At 70.5% G+C, this 23,521-nt stretch carries 16 protein-coding genes and 1 pseudogene; 13 read left to right on the top strand and 4 right to left on the bottom strand.

Going from position 1 to position 23,521, the window contains the following annotated elements; all coding sequences use genetic code 11:
- Positions 1 to 7 precede the first annotated feature (7 nt).
- The 4 genes from AB0H32_RS16830 (at position 8) to AB0H32_RS16815 (ending at position 11,064) form a co-directional block, all read left to right on the top strand.
- Positions 8 to 3,814, top strand: a complete 3,807-nt coding sequence (locus AB0H32_RS16830) for a tubulin-like doman-containing protein (RefSeq protein WP_361120266.1) — start codon at positions 8 to 10, stop codon at positions 3,812 to 3,814.
- A 2-nt stretch (positions 3,815 to 3,816) separates the two neighbouring features.
- The gene (locus AB0H32_RS16825) at positions 3,817 to 6,609 is read left to right on the top strand and encodes a hypothetical protein (RefSeq protein ID WP_361120264.1); all 2,793 of its coding nucleotides are present in this window, start codon (positions 3,817 to 3,819) and stop codon (positions 6,607 to 6,609) included.
- 70 nt (positions 6,610 to 6,679) lie between these two features.
- Positions 6,680 to 8,827, top strand: coding sequence for a hypothetical protein (locus AB0H32_RS16820; RefSeq protein WP_361120252.1), 2,148 nt, complete (start codon positions 6,680 to 6,682; stop codon positions 8,825 to 8,827).
- On the top strand, positions 8,824 to 11,064 hold the full coding sequence (locus AB0H32_RS16815; protein WP_361120249.1) for a hypothetical protein: 2,241 nt from the start codon (positions 8,824 to 8,826) through the stop codon (positions 11,062 to 11,064). The genes AB0H32_RS16820 and AB0H32_RS16815 overlap by 4 nt, the downstream gene beginning before the upstream one ends.
- 142 nt (positions 11,065 to 11,206) lie before the next feature.
- Here AB0H32_RS16815 and AB0H32_RS16810 read toward each other — a convergent pair.
- From AB0H32_RS16810 to AB0H32_RS16800, 3 genes and pseudogenes are all read right to left on the bottom strand, one after another.
- Positions 11,207 to 11,305: pseudogene (locus AB0H32_RS16810) on the bottom strand (IS5/IS1182 family transposase); the annotation flags it as partial.
- Between the two features lie 19 nt (positions 11,306 to 11,324).
- A complete protein-coding gene (locus AB0H32_RS16805; protein WP_361120261.1) occupies positions 11,325 to 11,747 on the bottom strand; it encodes a hypothetical protein in 423 nt (140 codons plus the stop codon).
- Positions 11,748 to 11,975: 228 nt separating this feature from the next.
- Positions 11,976 to 13,139 (bottom strand): NAD-dependent formate dehydrogenase, encoded by a 1,164-nt coding sequence (locus AB0H32_RS16800; protein ID WP_361120245.1) that lies wholly within the window; start codon positions 13,137 to 13,139, stop codon positions 11,976 to 11,978.
- Positions 13,140 to 13,343: 204 nt separating this feature from the next.
- Here AB0H32_RS16800 and AB0H32_RS16795 point away from each other — a divergent pair, with 204 nt between their 5' ends.
- The 4 genes from AB0H32_RS16795 (at position 13,344) to fmdA (ending at position 16,087) form a co-directional block, all read left to right on the top strand.
- Positions 13,344 to 13,712 carry a CrcB family protein gene (locus AB0H32_RS16795; protein WP_361120242.1) on the top strand — a complete coding sequence of 123 codons (369 nt, stop codon included), beginning with the start codon at positions 13,344 to 13,346 and terminating at the stop codon, positions 13,710 to 13,712.
- Between the two features lie 68 nt (positions 13,713 to 13,780).
- Positions 13,781 to 14,140: an FmdB family zinc ribbon protein gene (locus AB0H32_RS16790; RefSeq protein ID WP_361120239.1), complete on the top strand. Its 360-nt coding sequence runs from the start codon at positions 13,781 to 13,783 to the stop codon at positions 14,138 to 14,140.
- A gap of 33 nt (positions 14,141 to 14,173) precedes the next feature.
- Positions 14,174 to 14,812 carry an AmiS/UreI family transporter gene (locus tag AB0H32_RS16785; RefSeq protein WP_361120236.1) on the top strand — a complete coding sequence of 213 codons (639 nt, stop codon included), beginning with the start codon at positions 14,174 to 14,176 and terminating at the stop codon, positions 14,810 to 14,812.
- Positions 14,813 to 14,836: 24 nt separating this feature from the next.
- Positions 14,837 to 16,087, top strand: a complete 1,251-nt coding sequence (fmdA, locus tag AB0H32_RS16780) for a formamidase (RefSeq protein ID WP_361120233.1) — start codon at positions 14,837 to 14,839, stop codon at positions 16,085 to 16,087.
- 596 nt (positions 16,088 to 16,683) lie between these two features.
- Here the strand turns inward: fmdA and AB0H32_RS16775 are convergent.
- Entirely contained in the window at positions 16,684 to 17,136 is a 453-nt protein-coding gene (locus tag AB0H32_RS16775; RefSeq protein WP_361120230.1) for a hypothetical protein, read from the bottom strand.
- Between the two features lie 64 nt (positions 17,137 to 17,200).
- Here AB0H32_RS16775 and AB0H32_RS16770 point away from each other — a divergent pair, with 64 nt between their 5' ends.
- From AB0H32_RS16770 to AB0H32_RS16750, 5 genes are all read left to right on the top strand, one after another.
- Complete coding sequence (locus tag AB0H32_RS16770) at positions 17,201 to 17,512, top strand: hypothetical protein (RefSeq protein ID WP_361120227.1); 312 nt, start codon at positions 17,201 to 17,203, stop codon at positions 17,510 to 17,512.
- A 125-nt stretch (positions 17,513 to 17,637) separates the two neighbouring features.
- Complete coding sequence (locus AB0H32_RS16765) at positions 17,638 to 19,476, top strand: DUF262 domain-containing protein (RefSeq protein WP_361120224.1); 1,839 nt, start codon at positions 17,638 to 17,640, stop codon at positions 19,474 to 19,476.
- 195 nt (positions 19,477 to 19,671) lie between these two features.
- Positions 19,672 to 21,354 carry a hypothetical protein gene (locus tag AB0H32_RS16760; protein ID WP_361120221.1) on the top strand — a complete coding sequence of 561 codons (1,683 nt, stop codon included), beginning with the start codon at positions 19,672 to 19,674 and terminating at the stop codon, positions 21,352 to 21,354.
- Between the two features lie 251 nt (positions 21,355 to 21,605).
- Positions 21,606 to 22,718 carry a ribosome small subunit-dependent GTPase A gene (rsgA, locus tag AB0H32_RS16755; RefSeq protein WP_361120218.1) on the top strand — a complete coding sequence of 371 codons (1,113 nt, stop codon included), beginning with the start codon at positions 21,606 to 21,608 and terminating at the stop codon, positions 22,716 to 22,718.
- A gap of 591 nt (positions 22,719 to 23,309) precedes the next feature.
- Complete coding sequence (locus AB0H32_RS16750) at positions 23,310 to 23,432, top strand: hypothetical protein (RefSeq protein ID WP_361120215.1); 123 nt, start codon at positions 23,310 to 23,312, stop codon at positions 23,430 to 23,432.
- Positions 23,433 to 23,521 lie beyond the last annotated feature (89 nt).

Genomic DNA, 23,521 nt, shown 5'->3' with positions numbered 1-23,521 from the left:
GGAAACCATGAAGATCTTCCAGCCGATGCTCTTCGTCGGCCTGGGCGGCACCGGGGGACTGGTCGGCGCCGAACTCGAACGCAAACTGCGCACCGAGCTGTGCGGTCCCGACGGCATGGCGCTCAGCAGGCAGAGCGGCCACGCCCCCTTCCAGCTGCCCGACTGCCTCCAGTTCGTGTACGCGGACTACAGCGAGAGCGATCTGCAGCGGCTCCCGCAGTTCAACGTGGACCGGTCGCTGCGGGCCGCCTACGCCCGTACCTCCCGGGCCACGCACAACCTGCTGCCGAACTTCGACAGTTCACCCGAAGTGACCAAGATGCTCCGGGCGAGCCTGCGCGAGGAGGTGGCCGGCTGGCTGCCGCCGATCATCGACGAGCCTGAGGTCACCCCGCTCCGCAACGGCGCGGGCCAGCTGCCCACCGTCGGGCGCGCCGCCCTGTTCGCCACGCTCCGCCACAGCCTCGCCCCGGTCCTGGAGCCGCTGCTCCAGGCGATCGACGCGATCGCCAAGTCGGCGGGCGAGCTGAGCGAGCTGGGCGGCGGCAAGGTCAGCGGCTGCGACGTCTTCGTCGCCTTCTCGGTGGCCGGCGGCACCGGCGCCGGGATCTTCCTGGACTACCTGCACCTCATCAACCACGCCTTCCAGCTGCGCCGCTTCGACGGCGTGAAGATCTACCCGCTGGTCGTGATGCCGTCGTCGTTCTCCGCCGCCACCGGCGGCGGGCGCGAGGCCGAACTCAACGCGGCCCGGTCCCTGGTCGACCTGTTCCGGCTGGTGGACCGGCAGAACGCCCCGCGCGAGGGCGCCGAGATCGGCGACCTCGACTTCGACTCCAGCTTCGGCATCCGCTACCCGGGCTCCAACCCGGTCCGGCTGCGCACCGGCATCCTGCCCACGGCGTTCCTGTTCAGCCCGACCGCCGGCATCCGCGCGGACGACCTGCGCCGCTCCATCGTCTCCCTGGTGATGTCGCTGATCGGCACCGAACTGGGCGACGGCCGCTCACGGGGCCGCAAGATGGCGGCCGACGACGACTACCAGACCTTCGCCGCGAGCTTCATCAACCGGGGCGTGGCCCGCGGTTCCCTGTCGCCCACCGGGATCGGCCGGCAGGGCGTCTCCACCAGCCTGGTGGCCTCCATGACCGCCCCCATGGACCAGCTGGCCGACCTGGTGGCCGGGCGGGTGCTGCGGGAGGCGGTCACGGATCTCGTGGAGCGGCCGCGGGCCGTGCTGCGGGACGGCGCGGTGCCGATGATCCGGCAGCTGTTCGCCGACGCCCACCTCGAAGAGCTGTGGGAACGCAGGCAGCTGGCGGTGCCGGAGCCCGATCCGCTGCCACGCGGGGGCAGGAACATCGAGCAGGCCCTCGGCGAGCGCATCGCCGACATGCAGCGGCTGCTGTCCGACCTGCGGGCCGAGGCCGACCGCCAGGCAGCCGTGATGGCCGACCGGTTCGCCCCGCGCCCCGCCATCGACAAGCTGTTGCAGAGCGCCGACCCCTTCCTCGTCGAACGCATCGTCAGGGGCATACCGGACAGTGAGGAGACCATCCCCCGGCTCGGCTTCCTCGGCATGCTGGACAGCCGCGCCCGCGGCCCGCAGCGCCCGCCCGGGGTCACCGAGCAGCCGCCCAAGATCCCCCGGATCAAGGGCCAGCTGGCCGGCCTGGCACCGGCCCGCTGGGGCGACGACGACGTCCAGGCGGCCATCCAGGAGCAGGACGCCTGGTACCAGTGGCGCTGCCGGACGGTGTGGCACGAGGCCTGGCGCGAGCAGCAACAGCACTGGCAGCCCCAGGCGGACGCGGCCGGCGCCGACGTCGACCGTCTGGTACGGGCGTTCCGCCACCACTGCGACCAGGAGCGCAAGCACTCCGCGCAGAAGGGGCACGAACTGTACGAGGACCGCACCGGCATCTCGTACCTGCTCCCGCCCCAGCGCAACCTCAACCACTTCTACGAGGACGTCGTCGCCCGGCTCATCCGCCGCGAGGGGCTGCGCGAGAACGACTACGAGTCCGCGCTGCTGCTCAAGCTGGTCGACGGGGACACCTGGCGCCAGGTCCTCGCGCGCAGCCGCCGCGACCCGGAGGGCGCCGTGGCCCAGGTCAAGGGACAGCTGGAGGCCAGGATCACCCGGCTGTTCGCCGAGAGCGGCACCCATCTGGAGGAGCGTCCTCTGCTGCCGGCCATGGGCACGCTGCTGGCCGCCGCGGCGGGCAGCGCGGACGCCACCGACCAGGTCAGCAAGGAGGCCCTCGACCTGTTCGGGCGCAAGCTCGCCGGGCTGCTGCCCGTCGGCTTCACCCCGGAGGGCACGGGTCCGCTGCGGGTCCTGGTCACCCACCCGCGCGTGCAGGCGGTGGAGGAGGTGCACGAGTACCTCGGAAAGACGCTGCGGCTGCCCTCGGACGCGAAGCACTCCGTGGAGTACCGCGGGGTGGAGAGCGACTCGATCACTGTCGTCCTCTTCCGCAGCGAGATGAGCCTCACCCAGGTGCCCGAGGCCCGCAAGGTGCTGCGCCAGTGGGCCCGGGCCAAGGAGTCCGAACAGGCCCAGGACGTGCTGCGCTGGCGCCAGCGGCTCGGCTACCGGGACAACTGGATGGTGAGCAGCGAGGAGGACCGGCGCACCATCCTGCACCGGCTGCTGTGCTGCCTGTGGAACGGCCAGGTCGACGTGGTGGACGGCGACCCGGCGTCGCCGGAGCGGGTCCGGCTGCGGCTGTTCCCGGACAACGGCGCGAACGTGCCCGGGGTCCGGCTCAGGCTGGGCGACTTCCCCGGCGGCGTCTCGAGCTGGGCGGAGCTGCTGCGGTCGTACGAACGCTGGACGGTGCTCGACGACGAGCGGACGGTCGAGGACTACTGCCGTGAGCTGATGGGGGCTCAGCCGCTGGGCCTCGCCCGCACGGGCAGCGAACCGCACCCGCTCTTCGTCGACCTGGTCGAGAAGATCGCCCCGCGTCAGCTGGAGCTGCTCGCGGACCGCCGGGAGCGGGGCGGCGAGCGGGTCGAGGGCTGGGTACGGCCGCTGTGGGAGTTCTGGGCGGAGACCCTGCCGGCCGCCCTGGACAAGGAGTTCGGCGACCAGCGCGCCGTCCAGCCCACCCTGCGCACCCTGCTGGAGCACGTGCGCGGCGGCATCCCGGCCCGGCCCCGAGTCCGCGACGACGTCGCCGAACCCCGGCGCACGGCACCCGAGGACGACGACTGGGGCACGGCACCCGCCTCCTCCTTCGACACCTACCGGCGCGAGGGCGGCCGGGACGAGCCGGCCGACAGGAACGGCACCGGCGGCTACGGCGAGGACCGGTCCCACGCCGAGGACCGGCACCCCGGCGGGGACAGGGCCTACGGCGGGGACAGCAGGGCCTACGGCGGGGACAGGCCGTACGCCGAGGACAGGCCGTACGGCGACGAGAGGCGCCGCGGTGAGGAGAGGCGGTACGAGGACGACCGGCGGTACGGCGAGGAGGCACGGCACAGCGACGACAGGAAGTTCGCGGAGGAGGCACGGTACGGCGACGACAGGCGCCACGACGACCAGCGGCACGACGACGATCGCGGCAGCCGGTTCCGGAAGGACGACGAGGACGGCCGGGAAAGCCGGGACGGCTGGGCCGACTGGAACGGCCGCCGGGACGACCGGTCCCCCTCCGGCTCCGCGGGCGACGCGGACGCACGGCACCGCGAGGAGGACGTGCCTCCGGCGCCGTGGGACGAGCCGGGCGACCGGGAGACCCACGGCAGCGACGACGAGCGCGACCGGCTCCGCCGCAACCCGTGGGACGGTGACGCGCAGTGAGCATGCCTCAGGACTTCGGCGCCGTCATCCATCTGGACCTGCGGGCCGGAGCGGCCGAACTCGACAGCCCCGCGGCCCTGCGCTCCAGGGTCGCGCGGCAGCTGGGCCGGGCCGGCCTGCCGGAACCCGACGATCCGCTCTTCCTGGTGGTCGACACCCCGGCCGGGCTCACCGACCACCAGCTGCAGTACGAACTCCTCACCGGCTTCCGGGCCGTGGGCGAGGTCAGGCTCGTGGTGCTGCTGGTCGGCAGCGCGCCGGGCTCGTACGCCGGTGAGGACGAGGCGTTCCAGCCCGACCGCCGGCTGGTGCGGCCCGCCGTCCTGCGCACCTCGGGCACCGCGCTGCTGTGGGCCGGCGATCTGCGCTCCGCCCGCACCGCGCTGGAGCAGCCCGAGCCCGACGACCCGGACGCGCTCGCGGTCCTGGTCGGCGTGCTGTCGGTGCCGGACCTCTACCTCAGGGTCCTGCAGGCCATCGGGTCACTGCCCGAGGCCGTCGCGGCGCCCGGGGTGCGGCTGCTGGAGCAGGACCTGCCGCCGGAGGTGCGCGACCGGGCCTGGCGCGACGCGCTCACCCGGTTCGCGGGCGAGGACACCGAACTCGCGCCGGACGTCCTGCTGACCGCTTCGTCCGGGGCCGATCTGCCGGAGCCGCTGCGCGCCCTGGTGGCGCTGCGCAGCGGCCAGGCCCTGCGCCACCGGGAACCCGGTGGCGTGGCGGAGGACGCCTACCTCACCTGCGCGCGCGCCCTCGACCACGCCGAGGACGCGCTCGCCGGGCTGCAGGGCCTGCCCGGGTTGCTGCGGCCCACCCGCAGGCTGGCGTTCGAGGCGGACGTCGACCAGGCGCGCGAGGCCCTCGACGAGTACCGGGACCTCGTCGGCACGGCCCTGCGCGGCGGCGGTGGTACGGGACCGTCGGCCGCCGAGTCGGCCGCCCGGCTCGCCGCCCTGGGGCTGCGGGTGCCGTCGGCCGAAGGCATGGGCGAGCGGATCGGCGAGGGCCTGAAGGACTTCGCCGGGAAGCTGCTGGGCCAGGGGCTCCCCATGCGGGCGGTGGCCCAGCGCTTCACCGGTCTTGCCGGGCGGGTGGAGCCGCTGCCGGGTTCGGCGCTGCTGCCGAAGCTGGCAGCGCACTCCTCCGACGCCGTGGCCCGCCAGACCGGATCGGAGGGCACCGCAGTGCCCGGCCTCCCGGTGGCCGCCCCGCTCGCGGCCCTGGCGGGGCTGCTCGGCGCGCTGTGGCAGGGGCTGTTCCTCGCCCTGGCCCTCGTCGTCCCCCTGCTGTTCGTCGGCACGGCGGTGCTGGGGGCGGCCCGGCTGCGCGGCAGCGGACGCCCCGGCCGCTGGGCCGTGGCTCCCCGCGTCGGGGCGTTCGCCGGCGCGGCTGTCGGGGCGGGGGTCGCCCACCTGACCGGGCCCCCGGCCTGGCTGGGCACGTTCGGCCTGCTGGCGGGGCTCGGCGTGGCCTGGGAGACGGCGCGCCGGCTCTGGCAGGCGGCAGCCGCCGCCTGGGCGCCGGGCCGTACGACGGCCGTACTGCGGCGGCACCTGGCGGGGCTCGACGCCCTGCTGGCCGAGGCGGTCCGGGAGCACTGGGCCGTGGAGGAGCGCCTGTACTGCGCCGACGCCGCCCGGTCCGTCGCCGGCATGCTGCGGGCGACGGCGGCCGCGGCGGAGGCGGAGGCGGTGCCCGAGCCCGAGCGGCTCTGGGCGTCCGACGCCTTCGCCGGGCCGGGCGCGGGGACACCCGACGACGACGGCTGGCTCGCCGGCCCCTCCGGACTGGAGCCGGACGACGCCTTCGACGCGTCCGACGAAGCCGAGGGCGACTGGGCGAGCGTGTACGCCTGGCAGGACGGCCAGGCGTGGGACGAACCCGCGGCTCCTCAGGAGCGGGAGAAGGGGCCGGGGGAGAGCCGGGAGAAGAGCGCCGCAGCCCCCAGGGGGGAACGCACCAAGGGGGTGCCGCGCTGGCTCGAGCGGGAGAACGGCGAGGGCGGACCGGAACTGGTCGCCACCCTGGCCGCGGATCTGACGGACGCCGCCCTGGAGGCCATGAAGCCGTACTGGGGTGCCGTCGAGCGCGGCCAGGCCGGCACCCTCGCCATCCGGCGAACCGAGGAACGGGTCCACGAGCTGCTGTCGACAGCCCGCCGTCACCTGGAGCACAACGGCGTGCTGGCCCCGCCCCCGTTCGCCGCCGCCCGCCGCGTCCGCGCCACCTCGGCGAACCTGCTCGGCACCGACCCGTACGGGCCGGCCGAACTGGTCGGTGCGGAGGCCGACCGGCAGTCCGTGGTCCAGCTGTCCTCACCCGAACAGGGCGCGCTGCTCAGCCGCGACCCGGCTTCCGCGGTGTGGATCAGGTTCGCTCCGAGGGCTGTGCGCGACGAGGTCGAGAGGGCCTGGCGGTCCAACGGTTCGGTCCAGCCGGAGGAGGTCCTGTGGACGTCCTCCGGACGCTACGCCGGCCTGGTCCGGCTCACACCGCTGCGGATGGGCGTCGTGGACACCATCCGGCCCCGGTACGGCTCGGGACCCGACGAACCGGGAGGCCCGTACGACGGGCCGAGGAATCCGTACGACCGGGCCGACCCGTACGAAGGGCCGCGCTCGTACGGCGGTGCCGGTTCCTACGACCGGGCCGGTTCCTACGAGCCGCCGAATTCCTACGACCGGCCGCCTTCCTACGGCCGCTCGGACAGGTACGACCGCTCGGACAGGTACGACCGGCCGGACCCGGGCAGTCGGCCGGATCCGGATCGCCGAGGGGACGGTGACCCCTGGTGACCCGCACTTCGCACCCCGGCCGCGTGCACCCGTACGGCCCCGCGCACATGTACGAAGGAGAGGACCGTCGGTGACCAGCTCTGTGCATCCCCCTCGGCCCGGGCCGGGCGGTACGTCCCCGGACAAGCTCGCTTTCACCGTGCCCTCGGGCTGGCGCCGGGTCACCCCGGCCCGTTTCGGCCGCGAGTCCCGCCGCGACCCGCTGCTGCCCCAGCTGATCCGCAACTGCCTGCTCGACGACGACGCGGAGCAATGCGTGCAGGTGCGCCTGACCACGGCCGACGCGGCCAATCCCGCGGCGCGCGCCCTGCTGGACACCGAGGCGGGCACCGCCCTGCAGCTCCATCGCGTGCTCGCCGACACGGAGTACGCGGCGCTCTTCCCGAGGATCATCGGCTACGAGCTGGACGCGGCCGAGCCGTTCCTGCTGTACGCCGCACCGCGCGGCATCGCCGCCGCGCGGACCCATGTGATGGCCGCGAGCGACCAGCAGCGCCTCACCCGGGACCTGATGCTCGCCCTGTGCCTGCTCGACGGCCAGGGCCTGGTGCCGCGCGGTGTCTCGCCCGCCACCGTGCTCTGGGACGGCGCCCGGGTCCAGCTGTGGGGGCTGGAGGGGGTGACGAGGACGGGACGGCCGAGGAGCCCGTGGGGCCGGCAGCCCTTCTGCTCGCCCGAACAGCGCCAGGGCGAAGGCCTCACCGACTCGCGGGACGCGGTGTGGAGCGTGGCCCAGGTGCTCTACCGGCTGGTGACCGGCCGGCCCGGACCCGCCGACCGGGCCCCCGCCGACCTCGGTGAACACCGCGTGCTCGACCAGACGTTGCGGCGCGCCTTCGCCCCGCGGGCCACCGACCGGCCGACGCCCGCCCAGGTGCTCGACCTCGTGGCACCGGGAGCCGCCCGCCGTGTCCGGCTCACCCTGCCCGCCGACGAGATGCGTGGGCACCGGGAGGCCTTCGAGGAGTCGCTGCGCCTCAAACGGCAGGCGCCCGTCGCCCGTTCCGAGGACGGGTCCGGGGCGGCGGCCGGGCGCGGCACCGGCGATGTGTTCTGCCCCTACTGCCTCGAGACCATACAGCTCGATCTCGGCAAGCTCTTCGTCACCGACAGCAGGATGCAGTACAAGCCGCTGGACCTCGGCGGCATCAAGAACCCGGTGCGGCGGCACGACGTCATGCGCGGTGCCGTCCAGAAGTGCACGGCGGACGCGGACTTCCCCGAGCACTTCATCCCGGTGCCCTACCTGATGTACGGCCGCCCGCTGACCGTCGCCATGGTCGGCCAGTCCTCCACCGGAAAGAGCCATCTGCTGACGCAGATGATCGCGGCCGTCACCGACGGCGGCCTGGAGCCGTTCGGGCTGAAGTGGCAGTCCGTCAACCCGGAGCAGCACGCGCGTTTTGTACGCGAACGGGTGCAGCCCCTGCGCAGCGGCAAGGTCCTGGACCACACGGCCGCCCTGGGCAGGGACGACTTCGCACGCTTCGTGGAGTCGCTGCTGATCACGGATGCCCGGGGGCAGGTGCGCCCGGTCGCCTTCTTCGACCTCGGCGGCGAGGACCTCGTGCGCACCGATGCGGCGCTGCGGTTCCTGCTCGGGGTCGACGCCCTCCTCTTCGTCGTCGATCCGGCGCTGGCCCTGCCGCTGCCCCAGCTGGAGCACGTCAGGGAGCGCTGGGGAGTGGAGGTGAACCGGGACGGCGACCTCGCCTTCGGCACCATCCTGGACCGGCTGCGGAAGAGCGGCCCCTACCTGGAGGTGCCGGCCGCGATGGTGCTCGGCAAGGCGGACCTCCTCCGGTTCCAGCCGCCCGTCGACCGGTGGCTGAGCCGGCCGCAGGCCACAGCGCTCGACCCCGTGCTGATGCACCAGGAGAGCCGGGACGTGTACGGGCTGCTGCGCCGGCACGCCGGGCAGGCGTGGCTGCGCCCCTTCGACGCGATCCGCCGGTGCACCCTGCACATCGCGTCCGCCACCGGGGGCCAGGAGGCCCACGGCCGCTATCCGGCGGGTGCGGGGCCCCGGCGAGTGCTGGAACCGCTGCTCGCGCTGCTGGCGATGCACGGCCTGATCGACGTGCCGGGCGGTGCCGAGGCGTTCGCGGTGGGCCAGACGCCCGTCGTCGAGGCGGTGCCGTGGCCGGGTGCAGGGGACGCGGCGGGCACCAAGGACAGAGAAGACGCAGAGGGATCCGGGGGAGAGGAACTTCAGTGAACGGCTTCCAGGACCGGGACTCGGTGCATCAGGTCGTCTTCCGCTGGGACGGCAACCACGGCCGCCAGGGCACCGGCATGAACGCCGTCGCCCACTCCTGCCCGGCCGAGCGCGCCGAGGAACTGGGCCGGGACCTCGGCTCGTTGCTGTGGGTGTCCGGCGCGGCGGCGGCACGGCCCAGCGTCGTGCGCACCCTGTCCCGTGACGGCGACGTCATGCTCGTACAGCGCTGGCCGACCACCGACCGGGCGGGCCGGCCGAGCACGGTCAGCCACGTCCTCGTCGGCTCCCCCGCGGTCCTGAAGACGCGTCAGTGCCTCGGCCTCGCCTGGGGCGGCTGGCGCAGGCAGGACAGGGCCGAGCGCGATTCCGGCCGGCTGTCGGAGCTCGACTGCCGCAAACTCGACGACCTGGCGCGCACCCGGCTGCCGGACATGCTGGAGCTGCTGCCCACCGTCCAGCACGCGCTGATCCTCGCCACCGCGGAGCTGCTGCGCGATCCCGCGCAGCGGGTGTCGCTGCTCCTGGAGGACAAGACACCGCGCGACTGGCCGGACCCCGACGGGGTGCCGCTGGTCTATCTCGGGCTGTTCCTGCTCTTCGGGTCCTGGCTGCGGCACGAGTGGACGTTCGCCACCTATGACACGGTGGACACCCACCCGCTGCGGCTGATGTCCGTACCGCGCTGGGAACCGGACACGGGCGGATCCGGCCCGCTCGCCCGGGTCATGGGCCGTCGGGTGTCCCGGCCCGGGCTGGAGCACGCGGCGGCGCAACGGCTGGTGGACTACCTCCTCGCGCACCGCCAGGCCCCTCCCGGCGTGCCGCACCTCGTCGAGGACCTCGCCGGCGGCGCGGCCCTCGACTGGGAGCGGCGGCGCGCCCGGCTCCGGGACATCCTCGCCACCGACCGCCCGGCGGGGCACCGGGCCGCGGCGCCCGCGTCCCGCGCGGCGGGAGGGAGCCCGGCGCCGGACCGGGACCGGGATCCGGACCGCGACGGGGACCTGGCGCGGGACAGGGACCTGGATCTGGACCTGGACCTGGATCCCGGCAGGGACCCGGACCTGGATCGCGACAGGGACCCGGACCTGGATCGCGAGCGGGACCGGGACCTCGACCGGAGCGCGGAACAGGGACGCTACGGCGGGCAGGCGCGGGCCCGGGAACAGGAGCGCGAGCAGGGGCAGGCGGGGGCCACGGTCGGCCCGGAGCCGCGTCCGGAGGCTGCGACCGCACCACCACCGTCGCAGACCTGGCAACCGCCCGTGCATGGGCCTGCCCAAGGGGCCGCGCAAGGGCAGGCGCACGGGACCGGGTACGGGACCGGGTACGAACCCGCACACAAGCCCGGGTACGAACCCGGGCCGGGTGCGCCGCAGGGGTCCGCACCCGGCAGCGGTCTTCCCAGGACCGGGCCGGCCGGGCCGACCGTACAGACCGGGCCGGCCGGGCCGACCGTACATGCGGGGCCGGCCGGGCCGAACGTTCCGGCCGCCCGTGACCCGTACGCCCTCCAACGGGAGCTGCGCGAGCACCACCGCGGGGACCACATGCGGCGCAGCCTGCTGATGGCACAGCTGGCCGAGCAGCCCGACGCCTTTCTCCTCGGCGAGCTGCGCTCCGGCCAACTGCCGCAGGACTCCCTGGATCTGGTGCTCAGCGAGCTGGGGAAGTCCGGCCGCGTCAAGGTGCGCGACCGCGACATGCAGCACGCCCTGTGCGCGGAGGTGCTCAGCAAGGATCTGTACTTCACGCCGCAGAAACCCGGCACGGAGCACGCGTCCAGGGCCGCCATGTCCGAGCGGGCGGCCGTGCTCTTCCACTGGGCCGTGGCCCCGCTGGCCCGGGACGAGCGCTATCTGAACGAGCTGCTGGAGCTGCAGTACCGGATGAGCCGGGACCGCCACCCCACCACGGGCAACTGGCTCTGGCGGACCATCGTCGAACCGCCCAACGGCCAGGTTCCCGATCTTCCGCCCGCACTGTGGCGCCAGATCCTGCAGGACGCGATCAGCCGGAGCAGCAATCCGCCCACCGTCCCGCCGGCACCCGTCACGGTCCCGATGCCCACGGCTCCCCCGCAGCCCCGGGGGCATACGGGCTCCTCGGTCTTCACGGCCGAACGGTCCGGCCTCACTGCCCGGATCGGTGAGCTGATGGTCAAGCCGGGCTGCTTCATCGGGACGGCCGTCGGTGTGCTGGTCGTGCTCATCGTCGCGCTGTTCGTCGTATGACGTCGTACGGCGAGGAGCAGTGTTCCGTGGCGTCCGGGGACGCGGCTCTCTGAGGTGGGGTGCAGATCAGGCGGTGGCCGGTGGCCGCCGCCGTCGGCCGCGTGGGGAACGGGAGGTGCGACCGATGGCTGTCACTGTGCTGGAGTCGGGTGACGTCGTTGTGGTCACAGTCAGTCCGGATCACCGCGAGTGGGGTGCCATGACTGTATGTGATCAGGTGGTGTTCCGATCAGGCTCGGCCATGGGAGCCCCGGGGCTCGTCAGAGCTTCCCGCCGATCTCACAGGCTCGGCACGGCGGCCGGCCGCAGGTGCACTGCATGATGGCGTCGAGGACCTCGCGGTCGTGGTACAGGCACTCGTCCTTGCAGGTGTGGCGCGGGATGAATCCCGCCGGGATCTCGCCGGGCCATGGTTCGTGGCCGTCCCGGCAGCGGACGAACCGCTCGGGGTCGGTGGAGTGCAGTTCGTGCATGCTCGACCGCGCCTCGTCCTCCAGCTCACGCACTCGCTCCACCAGAGCCTTGAGCTCGGCGGCGATGCCGGAGTACTGGTCGGTGCCGGTCCTTACGTGCGCGGCCCGCAGTGCCATCGCTGCGTTGCCCAAAAACCTGACGGCATCCTGAAGGTCGGTCACGTGGTGCATCTGAATGCCGGTCACGCCCCGGACCCACACTGCGTCCATGGTCACTGATCCACCTTCCCGGCGTCCGCCTGGTTTTCTTACGAGAGAATACGCGCGGCGCCGGTATCTCCACATAAGGAAAAACAATCTATTTATGGACGTTAAAGGCCTCGCCTGTGCCCGTCCAGTAAATAGTGCGTGAATCGGCTCACAACCGGGAGTGGTGGATCTTCTATTGAATCTTCGGCTGATTTCTTGTCCGCCGGGTGTCGCCCCTGCCTGTGTCGGTCATCCGGCGACCGTGTACGAGCTCGCTCCCGTCCCGGCGAGCCCACCGCCTTCGACGATCAGGTACTCCGGGCGGATGGGGCGTCCGTCGAGCCAGCACTCCAGGATCTCCCGCGTACCGGCCGCGTAGCGTGCCTGCGCCGAGAGGGTCGACCCGGACACGTGCGGCGTCATCGCCTCGTAGGGCATGGTGCGCCAGGGATGGTCGGGCGGTGGCGGCTGCGGGTACCAGACGTCACCGGCGTAACCGGCCAGTTGGCCGCTGTTGAGGGCCCGCACCACGGCGTCCCGGTTGACGATGAGCGCCCGTGCGGTGTTGACGATGTACGAACCGCGTTTCATGGCCCCGATCAGCTCGTCGTCGAAGAGGTTCTTCGTCTGCGGATGCAGCGGAGTGTGGATCGAGAGCACATCGACGGAGGAGGCCAGCGAACGGGCGTCGGGATGCCAGGTCAGCTCCAGTTCCTCCTCGACCTCCTTGGGCAGCCGGTGCACGTCGCAGTAGTGCAGCGAGACGTCGAACGGCTTGAGGCGGCGCAGTACCGCCTGGCCGATTCGGCCGGCGCCGAGGACGCCGACGTCCATGCCTTCGAGGTCGTAGGCGCGCGAGACGCTGTCGGCGATGTTCCAGCCCTTCTGGGTGATCACCCACTCGTGAGCCGGCATGTAGTTGTGCACCAGGGTGAGAATCTGCATCACGGCGTGCTCCGACACACTGATGCTGTTGCTGAAAGTCACCTCGGCCACGGTCATGCCGTGGGCGATGGCGCTTGGCAGGTCGACGTGGTCCGACCCGATCCCCGCGGTGATCGCGAGCCTGAGCCGGGGAGCCGCGGCGATGCGTTCGGGGGTCAGATAGGCGGGCCAGAATGGCTGCGAGACGACCACGTCGGTGTCGGGAAGCTCGCGGTCCAGGGTGGAGTCCGCCCCTTCCTTGTCGCTCGTGACGACGAGGGTGTGACCCCGGTCCTCCAGGAACCGGCGCAGTCCCAGTTCTCCTGAGACGCAGCCGAGGAGGTGCCCCGGGGTGAAATCGACGGCCTGCGGGGTCGGCGCGGTCTGACCGCCCGGATAGCCGGTGATGGTGGGAATCTCGTCGCGGGCGTAGTCGGGAGGATAACCGCCCACGGGGTCCGGATAGAGCACCGCAAGGATTTTTGCCATGGCCGTCCTCCATCGGTGGGGCCACTGCTCCGGTGAACAGGGGGCGCCAGCAAAACGGTAGAACACCAATGATCTTGAATCTTAGTCGAGTGTGCGTCGGCGCTGCAATCCTTACGGATAATGGGGAGGTGTTCCGGTGGATAGGGATGCGGCTATTCCGATGGGGTCTGCGACGGGAGTTCGGGAGCCGTTCCGTGCACGTCCGTGCGGGGGGCGTCCTGGCGGCGGTCGTGCTCGGCGGCCCGCCGGGCCGGACGGCCCGTTGCGTACTGGGGCCGGCCTTCCCCGCCCGGGGGCGACGTTCCCGCGGACGACGTTCGCCGTCAACGCGACCGGCTCGTTCGCGCCTGGGCTTCTGACGCGCCTCAGGGCACGGCACGCACTGCCGCAGCAGGTCGTCACCATGGGCGGATCGCTTTCTGCGGCGCCTGTACGACGTTCTCCACATTCAGTTACGAGTTGGTCTGCCTGTGTGAGAAAGGGCAGGTCGGCAAATCCCTGCTGCACGCCGTTTCGAGTCGCGCGACAGGTCTTTCGGCAGCAGCGACGGCGCTCCCCATCGGGTCGCTTTGAGAAGGTCCAGTACCGGTCGTCCGGTACTTGACACGTAGATTTACGGGACGTCTCCTTGAACGTAGGAAATGCGTTGTGGCGCGCGCCAGTCGGGTGCGCACCGCACGCACTCGGGTTGGCCAGCGTCCACCGGCGTCCGGAGGCTGCTGATGGCAACCTACGAATATCTATGCAGCCGATGCGGGCCTTTCGACGTGAAGTTGGCGATCGGGACGGCGCCCAAGGCATACGGCTGTCCTGTTTGCACAGGCCCTGCGAGGCGCGTGTACTCCTCGCCCGGCCTCACGCTGACCTCGCACGCGGTCGCCGCCCTTCATGACCGGGAGGAGCAGGCCCGTGAGGCCCCGGCAGTAGTCTCCGAAGTGCCGCCACGCACAAGGGTGCCACGGCACCAGCACCCCGCGCTCTCGCGGCTGCCGCGTCCCTGAGGGCGTCTACGCGGAGTCAGGAGGTGTGTCCCCGTGCAGAACGTGGGACTGCTCTTCGTCGGTGCGGTGCTCTTCATCAACGGAATGCTGTTGCTCGGGAAGGTCGACGCCAAGGCGGCCGCGGTGTTCAACCTGTTCGTGGGCGCACTGCAGGTGCTGACGCCGACCTATCTCATCTTCGTCGCCGCCGGCGACCCCAGAGGGATCCTGGCGGCATCCGGCATCTATCTGTTCGGCTTCACCTACCTCTATGTAGGTGTGGGCCTCCTCGCCGGTCTGGACACCACCGGCGTCGGCTACTACTCGCTGTTCGTGGCGGTTGTGGCCCTCGGGTACTCGTTCGTCAATTTCCGGCTCTTCAGGGACTACCCGTTCGGGGTCATCTGGCTCTATTGGGCATTCCTGTGGTTCCTGTTCTTCCTGCTGCTCGGTCTCAAGATGGACAGCCTCAGAACCTATACGGGTTGGGTCACGGCGATCGAGGGCTGGGTCACCGGCGTGATTCCGGCGGCGCTGCTGCTCTCCGGCTACTGGGTGAGTCCCAATGAAACCGCCATCGCGCTGGCGGTCTTCGGCGTGGTGGTGTTCGGGGCGCTGTGGCCGCTCACCCGGAATTCGCGGCAGCCCGCCCCAGCCGCCCCGGCGGCCGGAAGCGTGGGCGCACAAACGTGACGGGAACAGAAACGAGGAGCTGTCATGCCTGAAATCATCTTCAACGTGGACCAAAGTAAGTCGATGCGTGACCAGGATGTTCCCGGACACAACAGGTGGCACCCGGACGTCCCCAACGTCGCCATGGTGAAGCCCGGAGCGGAGTTCCGCATGGAATGCCGCGACTGGACCGACTGCCAGGTCGGCAACAACGACACCGCCAACGACGTACGCGACATCGACCTGACCATCCCTCACATGCTGAGCGGTCCGATAGGCGTGGAGGGCGCCGAACCCGGCGACCTGCTCGTCGTCGACCTGCTCGACCTCGGCCCGGTGCCGCAGCAGACCGGGGACGCGGCAGGCCAGGGCTGGGGCTACACCGGTATCTTCGCCAAGGCCAACGGCGGCGGCTTCCTGACCGACTATTTCCCGGACGCCTACAAGGCGATATGGGAATTCCACGGCCAGCAGGCGGCCTCCCGTCACCTTCCCGGGATCCGTTTCACCGGGATCACCCATCCCGGGCTGTTCGGAACCGCCCCGTCCGCCGAGATGCTCGCCCGCTGGAACGCCCGCGAGCAGGCGCTGATCGACACCGACCCGAACCGGGTCCCGCCGCTCGCCGTCCCGCCGGACAGCACCAACGCACTCGCTGGCACGGCCACCGGAGACCTCGCCACGCGCATCGCCGCGGAAGGTGCACGCACGGTGCCGGCCCGTGAGAACGGAGGCAACCAGGACATCAAGAACTTCACACGCGGTTCGCGGGTCTTCTTCCCCGTACACGTCAAGGACGCCAAGCTCTCCGGAGGCGACCTGCACTTCAGCCAGGGCGACGGAGAGATCACCTTCTGCGGCGCCATCGAGATGGGCGGCTTCGTCGACTTCCACGTCGACCTGATCAAGGGCGGCATGGAGACGTACGGCATCACCACCAACCCCGTGTTCATTCCGGGCAACGTCGAGCCGAGGTACACGGAGTTCCTCACCTTCATCGGGGTCTCCGTCGACCACGACACGGACACGAACTACTACCTCGACGCGACGCTGGCCTACCGCCGGGCCTGCCTCAACGCCGTCGAGTACTTCAAGAAGTTCGGTTACAGCGGAGAGCAGGCCTACCTGCTGCTCGGCTCCTCCCCCATAGAGGGACGTATCAGCGGCATCGTCGACATCCCCAATGCCTGCTGCTCGTTGTACGTACCCACCGCCATGTTCGACTTCGAGGTCCGTCCCAGCGCCGCCGGACCGATGAAGGCCGACCGAGGCCAGTGCGCGTTGGCCACCGCCTGACCGACACCCGGCTGCGCTCCCGCGGTCCCGGCTGCGACTCGGCCCTGCACATCATCGCCGTTTGCCGGATCCGGGACGGCGGGGCGCGGCCATGACCCTGTGTGCGCAGTTGATGCCCGCAGGCCCCAGGACCTCGCGCCGCGGTACGAGTCGCGGCGTGAGGTCGCTCCGCCGGCCGCGGGTGTTGTACGGATGTGCCACCCCTGTGGTCTCCGGCTGACGCCCACACATCTTCCGCGCGCCGAGCGCGCCGCCGGGGCCACCCTTCGAAGGGTTCCCCCTGTTCCACACTTCGCTCAACACCTCTCCCACTTCTGATGCCCAGCACGCCCTACCCTCGTGAACCGATGAAGGTCGTGTGCACGGGGGACTGGGTCGCGGTCGACCCTGAAGGTGGCGGCCCTCGGTACGTATCCACTCCGGGCCCAGCGCCCATGGTGATGCCACGAGGATGATCGCCGGGTTCCTGATCGGGACATGCCGTCCGAGGGCAGAGAACTGGCTCGCTCCAGACATGGCCTGGCTCCGAAACGGACGATCACGGTGACACCTGGGTCTCCGGTCACGATGGCGGTTCTTCGCTACATACCTCTGTGTCAGGAGGACGGGGGCTGCCACCGAAGCAGCGCGGGCATGGTGGCGTGGTCGGTGCCCTCCATGGTCACGATGACTTCTTGGCCCGTGGCTGTCCCCAGCCAGGTCACGAAGTCGCGAACAGGTTCGAACGTCTCCTGGTCCACCACGTCGCGGGGGTCGAAGGTGAACTCGATCTCCTCGATCTCGAAGAGGTGACTGGTGAACCACATGCCTCCGATGTCGATGGCCAGGCTCGCCGATTCCTCTGGGTCCTGTTCAAGCCGGGACCAGACGGCAGGGGCATCCGGAATACAGGTGTCCGAGGTATCGGCAAGCGTCCACGTGAGGACGTGCCGTCCCGGAAGCACGCGCAACCCCTCGAACATGCGCCGCCAGTCGTCCAGCGTGGTGTCGAGGATGCATGCATCGCGCAGAGCTCCGTCGACGACGAAGTCTTCCGGCCGGTACTTCATCACAGAAATCCTTCGAAGGTGAGCCGACCGCCACGCCAACTCCAACGGGCACCCAGTCGCCGCCGTGAACCCTGAAGTCCCGGGTGATGCCGCCTTATTGACCCGCTGCCGAGGTGTTGACCTTCTCGACCGGGTTCGGGTCGGTGAGTATGTCGTGGATCATCTCATTGGCGATCTCCGTTCTTTCAAGGTTGGCGACCTTGCCGAAATCTTATTGATCGACATGATCTTGTCCGCATTTCGCTATATTGCCCGGAACCGGGTCGCAGTGCTTCTGCAGGGCCCGGCCGGCCGGGACCGCTCCGGATCGCCCTCGGAGGGAGTGGAGACGGTCGGTGAATCTGCGGGCCTGCACGCCCCTCGGGCCTGCCACTGATGAAGATCCGAGGGGTTTTGCAATTCTGGCACCCGATGTCATGACAACCAGTAGTTTTTCTGTTGCACGAGACAAGTCGACCTCAGGCGCCCACCTTTGGTGACCGGCAGCCTCAAGGAGCCGATGTGCCCGACGAAGCGTTCAGCATCGACAAGCGGCCGCTGCGAGATCTGCTGCGGCAGGTCGAGGTTGGCAAGGCCCAACTGCCCGAGTTCCAGCGGGGCTGGGTGTGGCCCTACCCGAACATCGCCAGCCTCCTTGCGTCGATCTCGCTGAGCTATCCCGTCGGCACTGTCATGTTGCTCAAGGCGGGTGGTGACGTCCGGTTCAAGTACCGGCCCATCGAAGGGGCCACCCCGGCCGGTGAGCCCGAGCCCGACACGCTCGTACTCGACGGGCAGCAGCGGCTGACGTCGCTGTTCCAGTCCCTGAAGCTGAACGGTCCGGTGGTCACCCAGGACCTGCGCAAGCATCAGGTGTCGGGCTGGTTCTACGTCGACATGGTTCAGGCTCTCGACGAGAACAGCGACCGCGAGGACGCCATCCGGTTCCTGCCGAAAACGCGCAAGGTCCTCAACTTCCGGGGGCAGGTCGTCGAGGACTACTCGACTCCCGAGCGTGAGTACGAGGCGCATCTCTTCCCGCTTCACGCCGTCTTCGACGGCGGCGACTGGGGTTACGAGTTCACCGACTACTGGGACGGCGACAAGGACAAGCGCAGACTGTGGCGCGACTTCAACGAGGCTTTCGTCCGCTCCTTCGACCGCTACCACGTGCCGGTCATCGAACTCGGGCAGGCGACCCCACGGCAAGCCGTGTGCCAGGTGTTTGAGAAGGTCAACACCGGCGGTGTCACCCTGACCGTCTTCGAGCTGTTGACCGCCACCTACGCGGCGGACGAGTTCGATCTGCGCAACCACTGGGAGCGGAAGTGCCGGGCTGCTTGGAACGCGCCCGAGTACCGCATCCTTCGCGAGGTCTCCAACACGGACTTCCTCCAGGCAGTCACCCTGCTGGCCACGGCCGAACGGCGCAGGCGGGAGGCCGAACGCGGGACGGAAGAGGAGCGACTGCCGCGCATCGGGTGCAAGCGCAAGGACATGCTCGCCCTCGCCTTGGAGGACTACGTACGCTTCTCGTCGTCCGTCATCGACGGGTTCAAGGCGGCGGCCAAGTTCCTGCACCAGCAGTTTCTCTTCGATACGAAGTTCCTGCCTTACGGGACACAGCTGATACCGCTTGCCGCGATCCTGGCCCTGGCGGGAGATGCCGCGCAGAGCGCCGGGGCCCAGCGCAAGCTCGCCCGCTGGTACTGGTGCGGTGTGTTCGGGGAGCTGTACGGCGGCTCGACCGAGACGCGCTTCAGCCAGGATTTGCCGGATGTCGTCGACTGGATCCGCGAGGATGCGGCAGAGCCCCGGACCGTCACCGCTGCGCAGTTCGCCCCCGGACGCCTGCTGACTCTCCGTACTCGCAACAGCGCTGCCTACAAGGGGATTTACGCACTGCTGCTCAAGGCGGGGGCCCTGGACTGGCGCACCGGAGAGAAGGCCGAGGTCACCGGATATTTCGACGAGTCCATTGACATCCACCACATCTTCCCCAAGACGTGGTGCGAAAAAGCCGGATACGCCCCCGCCGACTACAACTCGATCATCAACAAGACCCCGTTGACGGCGCGCACCAACCGAATCATCGGAGGGGCATCTCCCTCCGACTACCTGGGCCGTCTGGTCAAGACCGCGCAGACCCCTCACGAGAGCGTCGCCGAACGCATTCGCTCCCACCTGGCCCAACCGGAACTCATGGCCACCGATGACTTCGACGGATTCTTCACCGCCCGTAGAGCGGCGCTGCTCCGGAGCATCTCGGACGTGATGGGCAAGCCGATTCTGGACGACGAGTCGAGCGCCGAGGATCCGGGGATCAGCCTCGACACAGCGGATGACACCGACGATCTGTGATCAACGAGGTCCTCGTATGAACAGTGATCAACTCGGGGAGGCGAATGTCATGATTCAGGCATGCAGGAGAGCGAGTCAGCGTTGCAATCGTGAGCCGCGGCTGCCCGGCGTGCGGGTGTGGACGTGCGTGCCGGCCCATCCGGCGATACGGGTACTGCAGAGGCCGTCGCTCCGTTTCTCCGGTTGAATGCCCCTGTGGCACAGGACTTGGACTTCGACGAGGACGACCTGCGGGCGCTGGCCGGGTCACGGTCCTTCGAGCGGGGCCGAGGGTATCTGGCCGCGGTGACTGCTGTGGAGGTCGGCGAAGGCTGGATCACGGCCACCGTCCACGGGGCGGACGCCTACCAGGCGGAGCTGACCCTCGACGGACCCGACGGCCTCGTCGGGGAGTGTGACTGCCCGTACGGCATGGAGGGCAACTTCTGCAAGCACCTGGTCGCCCTGGGCCTGACTTTGCTCGCCGAGCCGGAGGCCGTGCCGCGTCAGCGCGGCCGGGCCAGGACTCGTGCCCAGGAGCTGGATGCGTGGCTGGCTGCGCTTTCCAGGGACGAGCTGCTCGCTCTGGTACGGGAACAGATTGCAGAGGACCGGCAGTTGGCGCGTCGGCTGGAGCTGAGGGCGGCGAGCGCCCGGGGGGACCTGGTCGAGGTCCGCACCCGGATCCGGGAACTCCTCGACACCGCCCCCTTCGCACGCTACGGCTACGTCGAGTCCGCCGATGCCCACGCCTACGGCGAACAGGCCTCTCAGGCGGTGGCCGCGATCGCCGCGCTGACCGCCGCCGGGCGGGCCGCGGACGCGATCTCGCTGTCCCGGGAGGCGATGCGGCTGCTGAGCGAGGCGCAGGACGCGATCGACGACTCCGACGGTCACCTGGACCGAATCGGGTCTGCGGCTGCCGAAGCCCACCTCGACGCGTGCCGCGCAGCACGCCCCGACTCGAACGAGACCGCGCGGTGGCTGGTCGGCCATCTGCTCAGTGACCTGGACGATCTCACCGGCATCGACCCCCTCGACTACGAGGATGTCCTCGGCGCGCAAGGGGTGTGCCGGGTAAGGGAGTTGGCGGCTGCCGCCTGGCGCCGCAACCGCACCGGCCGGGCAGAGAAGTACCTGATGGAACGGCTGGCCAAGGCCGTAGGAGACCTGGACGGATGGGTCGCCGTGCACGCGGCCGACCTCGCCCCGGACGGCAGCACCCACCTGACCGTCGCCCGCGAACTGGACACCGCCTGCCGCCCTGACGAGGCCCTGCGGTGGGCGGAACGGGGCATTGAGGAAACGCCCGACGACCTCACCCCCGACATCGCTCTGGTCGACTACCTCTGTGACCGCTACACCCGCGCCGACCGGCTCCTTGACGCCGTCGCCCTGCGCCGTACCCGGTTCGCTGCCCGCCGTTCCCTGGTCGCGTACCAGCAGTTGCGTACGGCGGCACAGGCGGCCGGCTGCTGGCAGGCCGAGCGGGAGCAGGCGCTCGTGCTGCTGCGCGCCGACACCGGGCAGCGGCAGCAGTCCTGGCACGGCGGCCCGGTCCTGGTCGATGCCCTGCTCGACGACGGGGACGTCGACACCGCCTGGCGGGCCGCGGCCGCAACGCGTGCGCACGACCGTCAGTGGCTCGCCCTCGCCGACCAGGCCCGCGCCGTCCGTCCTGCCGACGCGCTCGGGGTCTACCTGCGGCTGGTCGAACCGCTCATGAAACAGACAGGCAACGCCGTGTACGAGCAAGTGACCCGTCTGCTGCTGAGCATGCGCGACTGTCATGGCCGCCTGGGCACGGAAGACGAGTTCACCGCGTACCTCGCCGCTCTGCGTGCCGGCCAGAAGCGCAAGCGCAACCTGATGCGACTCCTCGACCAGCACGGTTTTTGACCGTGCCAGAAAAATCGGTGGCACCGGAATGCGGCCGCCTCTAGGGTGAGATCCGCTTCACGCAGTGGCTGTTGGCCGCTGCCGTCTGTCGAGTGAGAAACGGGAGGTGTGACCCATGGCTGTCTCTGTGATGGGCGTTGCCCGCAACCAGAAGTTCATCCACTCCACCTCCGTGGTCTCCGGCTGATCCTTCCTGCTCTCTTCGCGCCTGCGAGTGCGCGCGGCCGGGGCCGCCCTGTGAAGGGTTCCCCTTGAATCTCTCTTCTCTTTCGGCTTCTTCCGCTTCGTCGCACCCTCTGGCCCCGTACGGCTGGGACGAGGGATGGGAAGCGGAGTTCGCTCTCTACGCCGAGCAGGGTCTCCTGCCCGGCCGCGTCGTCCGCGTTGACCGCGGTCAGTGCGACGTCGTCACCCCGGCCGGAACCGTCCGTGCCGACACCGAGTTCGTCGTCCCCCGTGACCCGATGAAGGTCGTGTGCACGGGGGACTGGGCCGCGGTCGACCCTGAAGGCAGCGACCCGCGGTACGTACGGACGCTGCTGCCTCGCCGTACCGCCTTCGTGCGCTCCACCTCCTCCAAGCGGTCCGAGGGCCAGATCCTCGCCGCCAACGTCGACCACGCCGTCGTCGCCGTCTCGCTCGCCCTGGAACTCGACCTCGGGCGCGTCGAGCGGTTCCTGGCCCTGGCCTGGGAGTCGGGCGCGCAGCCCGTGGTCGTGCTCACCAAGGCCGACCTCGTGCCGGACCCGGTGACGCTCGCCCACCTCGTCCAGGACGTCGAGACGACCGCGCCCGGCGTGCCCGTACTCACCGTCAGCGCACTGCACGGCGAGGGCCTCGACGTGCTCACCGCCCTCGTCGGCTCCGGCACGTCCGTACTGCTCGGCCAGTCCGGCGCGGGCAAGTCCACCCTCGCCAACGCCCTGGTCGGCGAGGACGTCATGGATGTGCAGGCCGCGCGGGACGTCGACGGCAAGGGCCGGCACACCACGACCACCCGCAACCTGCTGCCCCTGCCCTCCGGGGGCGTGCTCATCGACACCCCCGGGCTGCGGGGAGTCGGCCTGTTCGACGCCGGGACCGGGGTCGGGCAGGTGTTCTCCGAGATCGAGGACCTGGCCGGACAGTGCCGCTTCCACGACTGCGTACACGAGACCGAGCCCGGCTGCGCGGTGCGCCAGGCCGTGGAGAGCGGGGAACTCCCGGCCCGCCGACTGGAGAGCTACCGCAAGCTGATGCGGGAGAACCAGTGGATCGTCGCCAAGACCGACGCCCGCCTCAGGTCCGAGATCAAGAAGGACTGGAAGCGGAAGGGTGCGGAGGGAAAGGCGGCGATGGAGGCCAAGCGGGGCCGCTGGGCATAGCAACCTGACCACGGCACCACACCTCCCCGGCGGGCTGCTGCGCGTAGCGGCCCGGCCGCAGCACACCACACCTCCGGCAGGCCGCTCCGGCGCCCTGCCGGAGGTGGCTGCTTTCTGTAAGAGGTGACTGCGTTCTGCCGGAGGCGGCTCCGTCCTGCCGAATGCGGCTGCGCGTCCGGAACCGGGTGCGTCCCGCCGGAGGATGTCGTGGCCACCCACCGCGGCCACCCACCCGCCGATCGTGCGGGAGGCGGCGCTCGCGCCCTCGGCAGGTGACCGCATGGCCTGGGCGGTGCGAAAGGTGACCGCATGGCCTGGGCGGTGCGAACGGGGACGCCCCGGTGATGTCAACCCAACACGCGCATGCCTCACCGAACGCATCCCTGCGCGCGGCACGCGCCCCGTCATGTTTCCGCACTGCGGGTTCCGGCCCCCTTAGTGATCTTGAAACGGCTGTTACGGGTGGGACACGCTGTGGAAGGCCACCTGAACCCGCTGTGAACACCAGCGCACGAAGCGTGGCCCGAGCGGCCCACCGAGGCCGCCACCACAGAGCTCATCCGCACCGCCATCCGGAAAGGCCGTACCACCGTGCTCCGCCGCCTTCTGATCCCGGCCACCGTCCTCGGGGCCGTCCTCCTCACCGCCACCCACGCGCTCACCACCGACATCGGCTGGGACGTCGGGCGGCCGATCGCACCGTCCGTCGCCTGAGCCCATCGCTGAACCCGACGCCCGAGCCCGTCGCTCGGCCCGCCGTCCGGGCTCGAACCCCGAGCCCGCCGCCGAGCCCGGCACCCGCG

The organism is Streptomyces sp. NPDC020362, assembly GCF_040642095.1.
Lineage (GTDB): Bacteria > Actinomycetota > Actinomycetes > Streptomycetales > Streptomycetaceae > Streptomyces.
The sequence above is the reverse complement of the archived record's forward strand: the minus strand, read 5'-3'. Positions and strand labels throughout refer to the sequence as shown.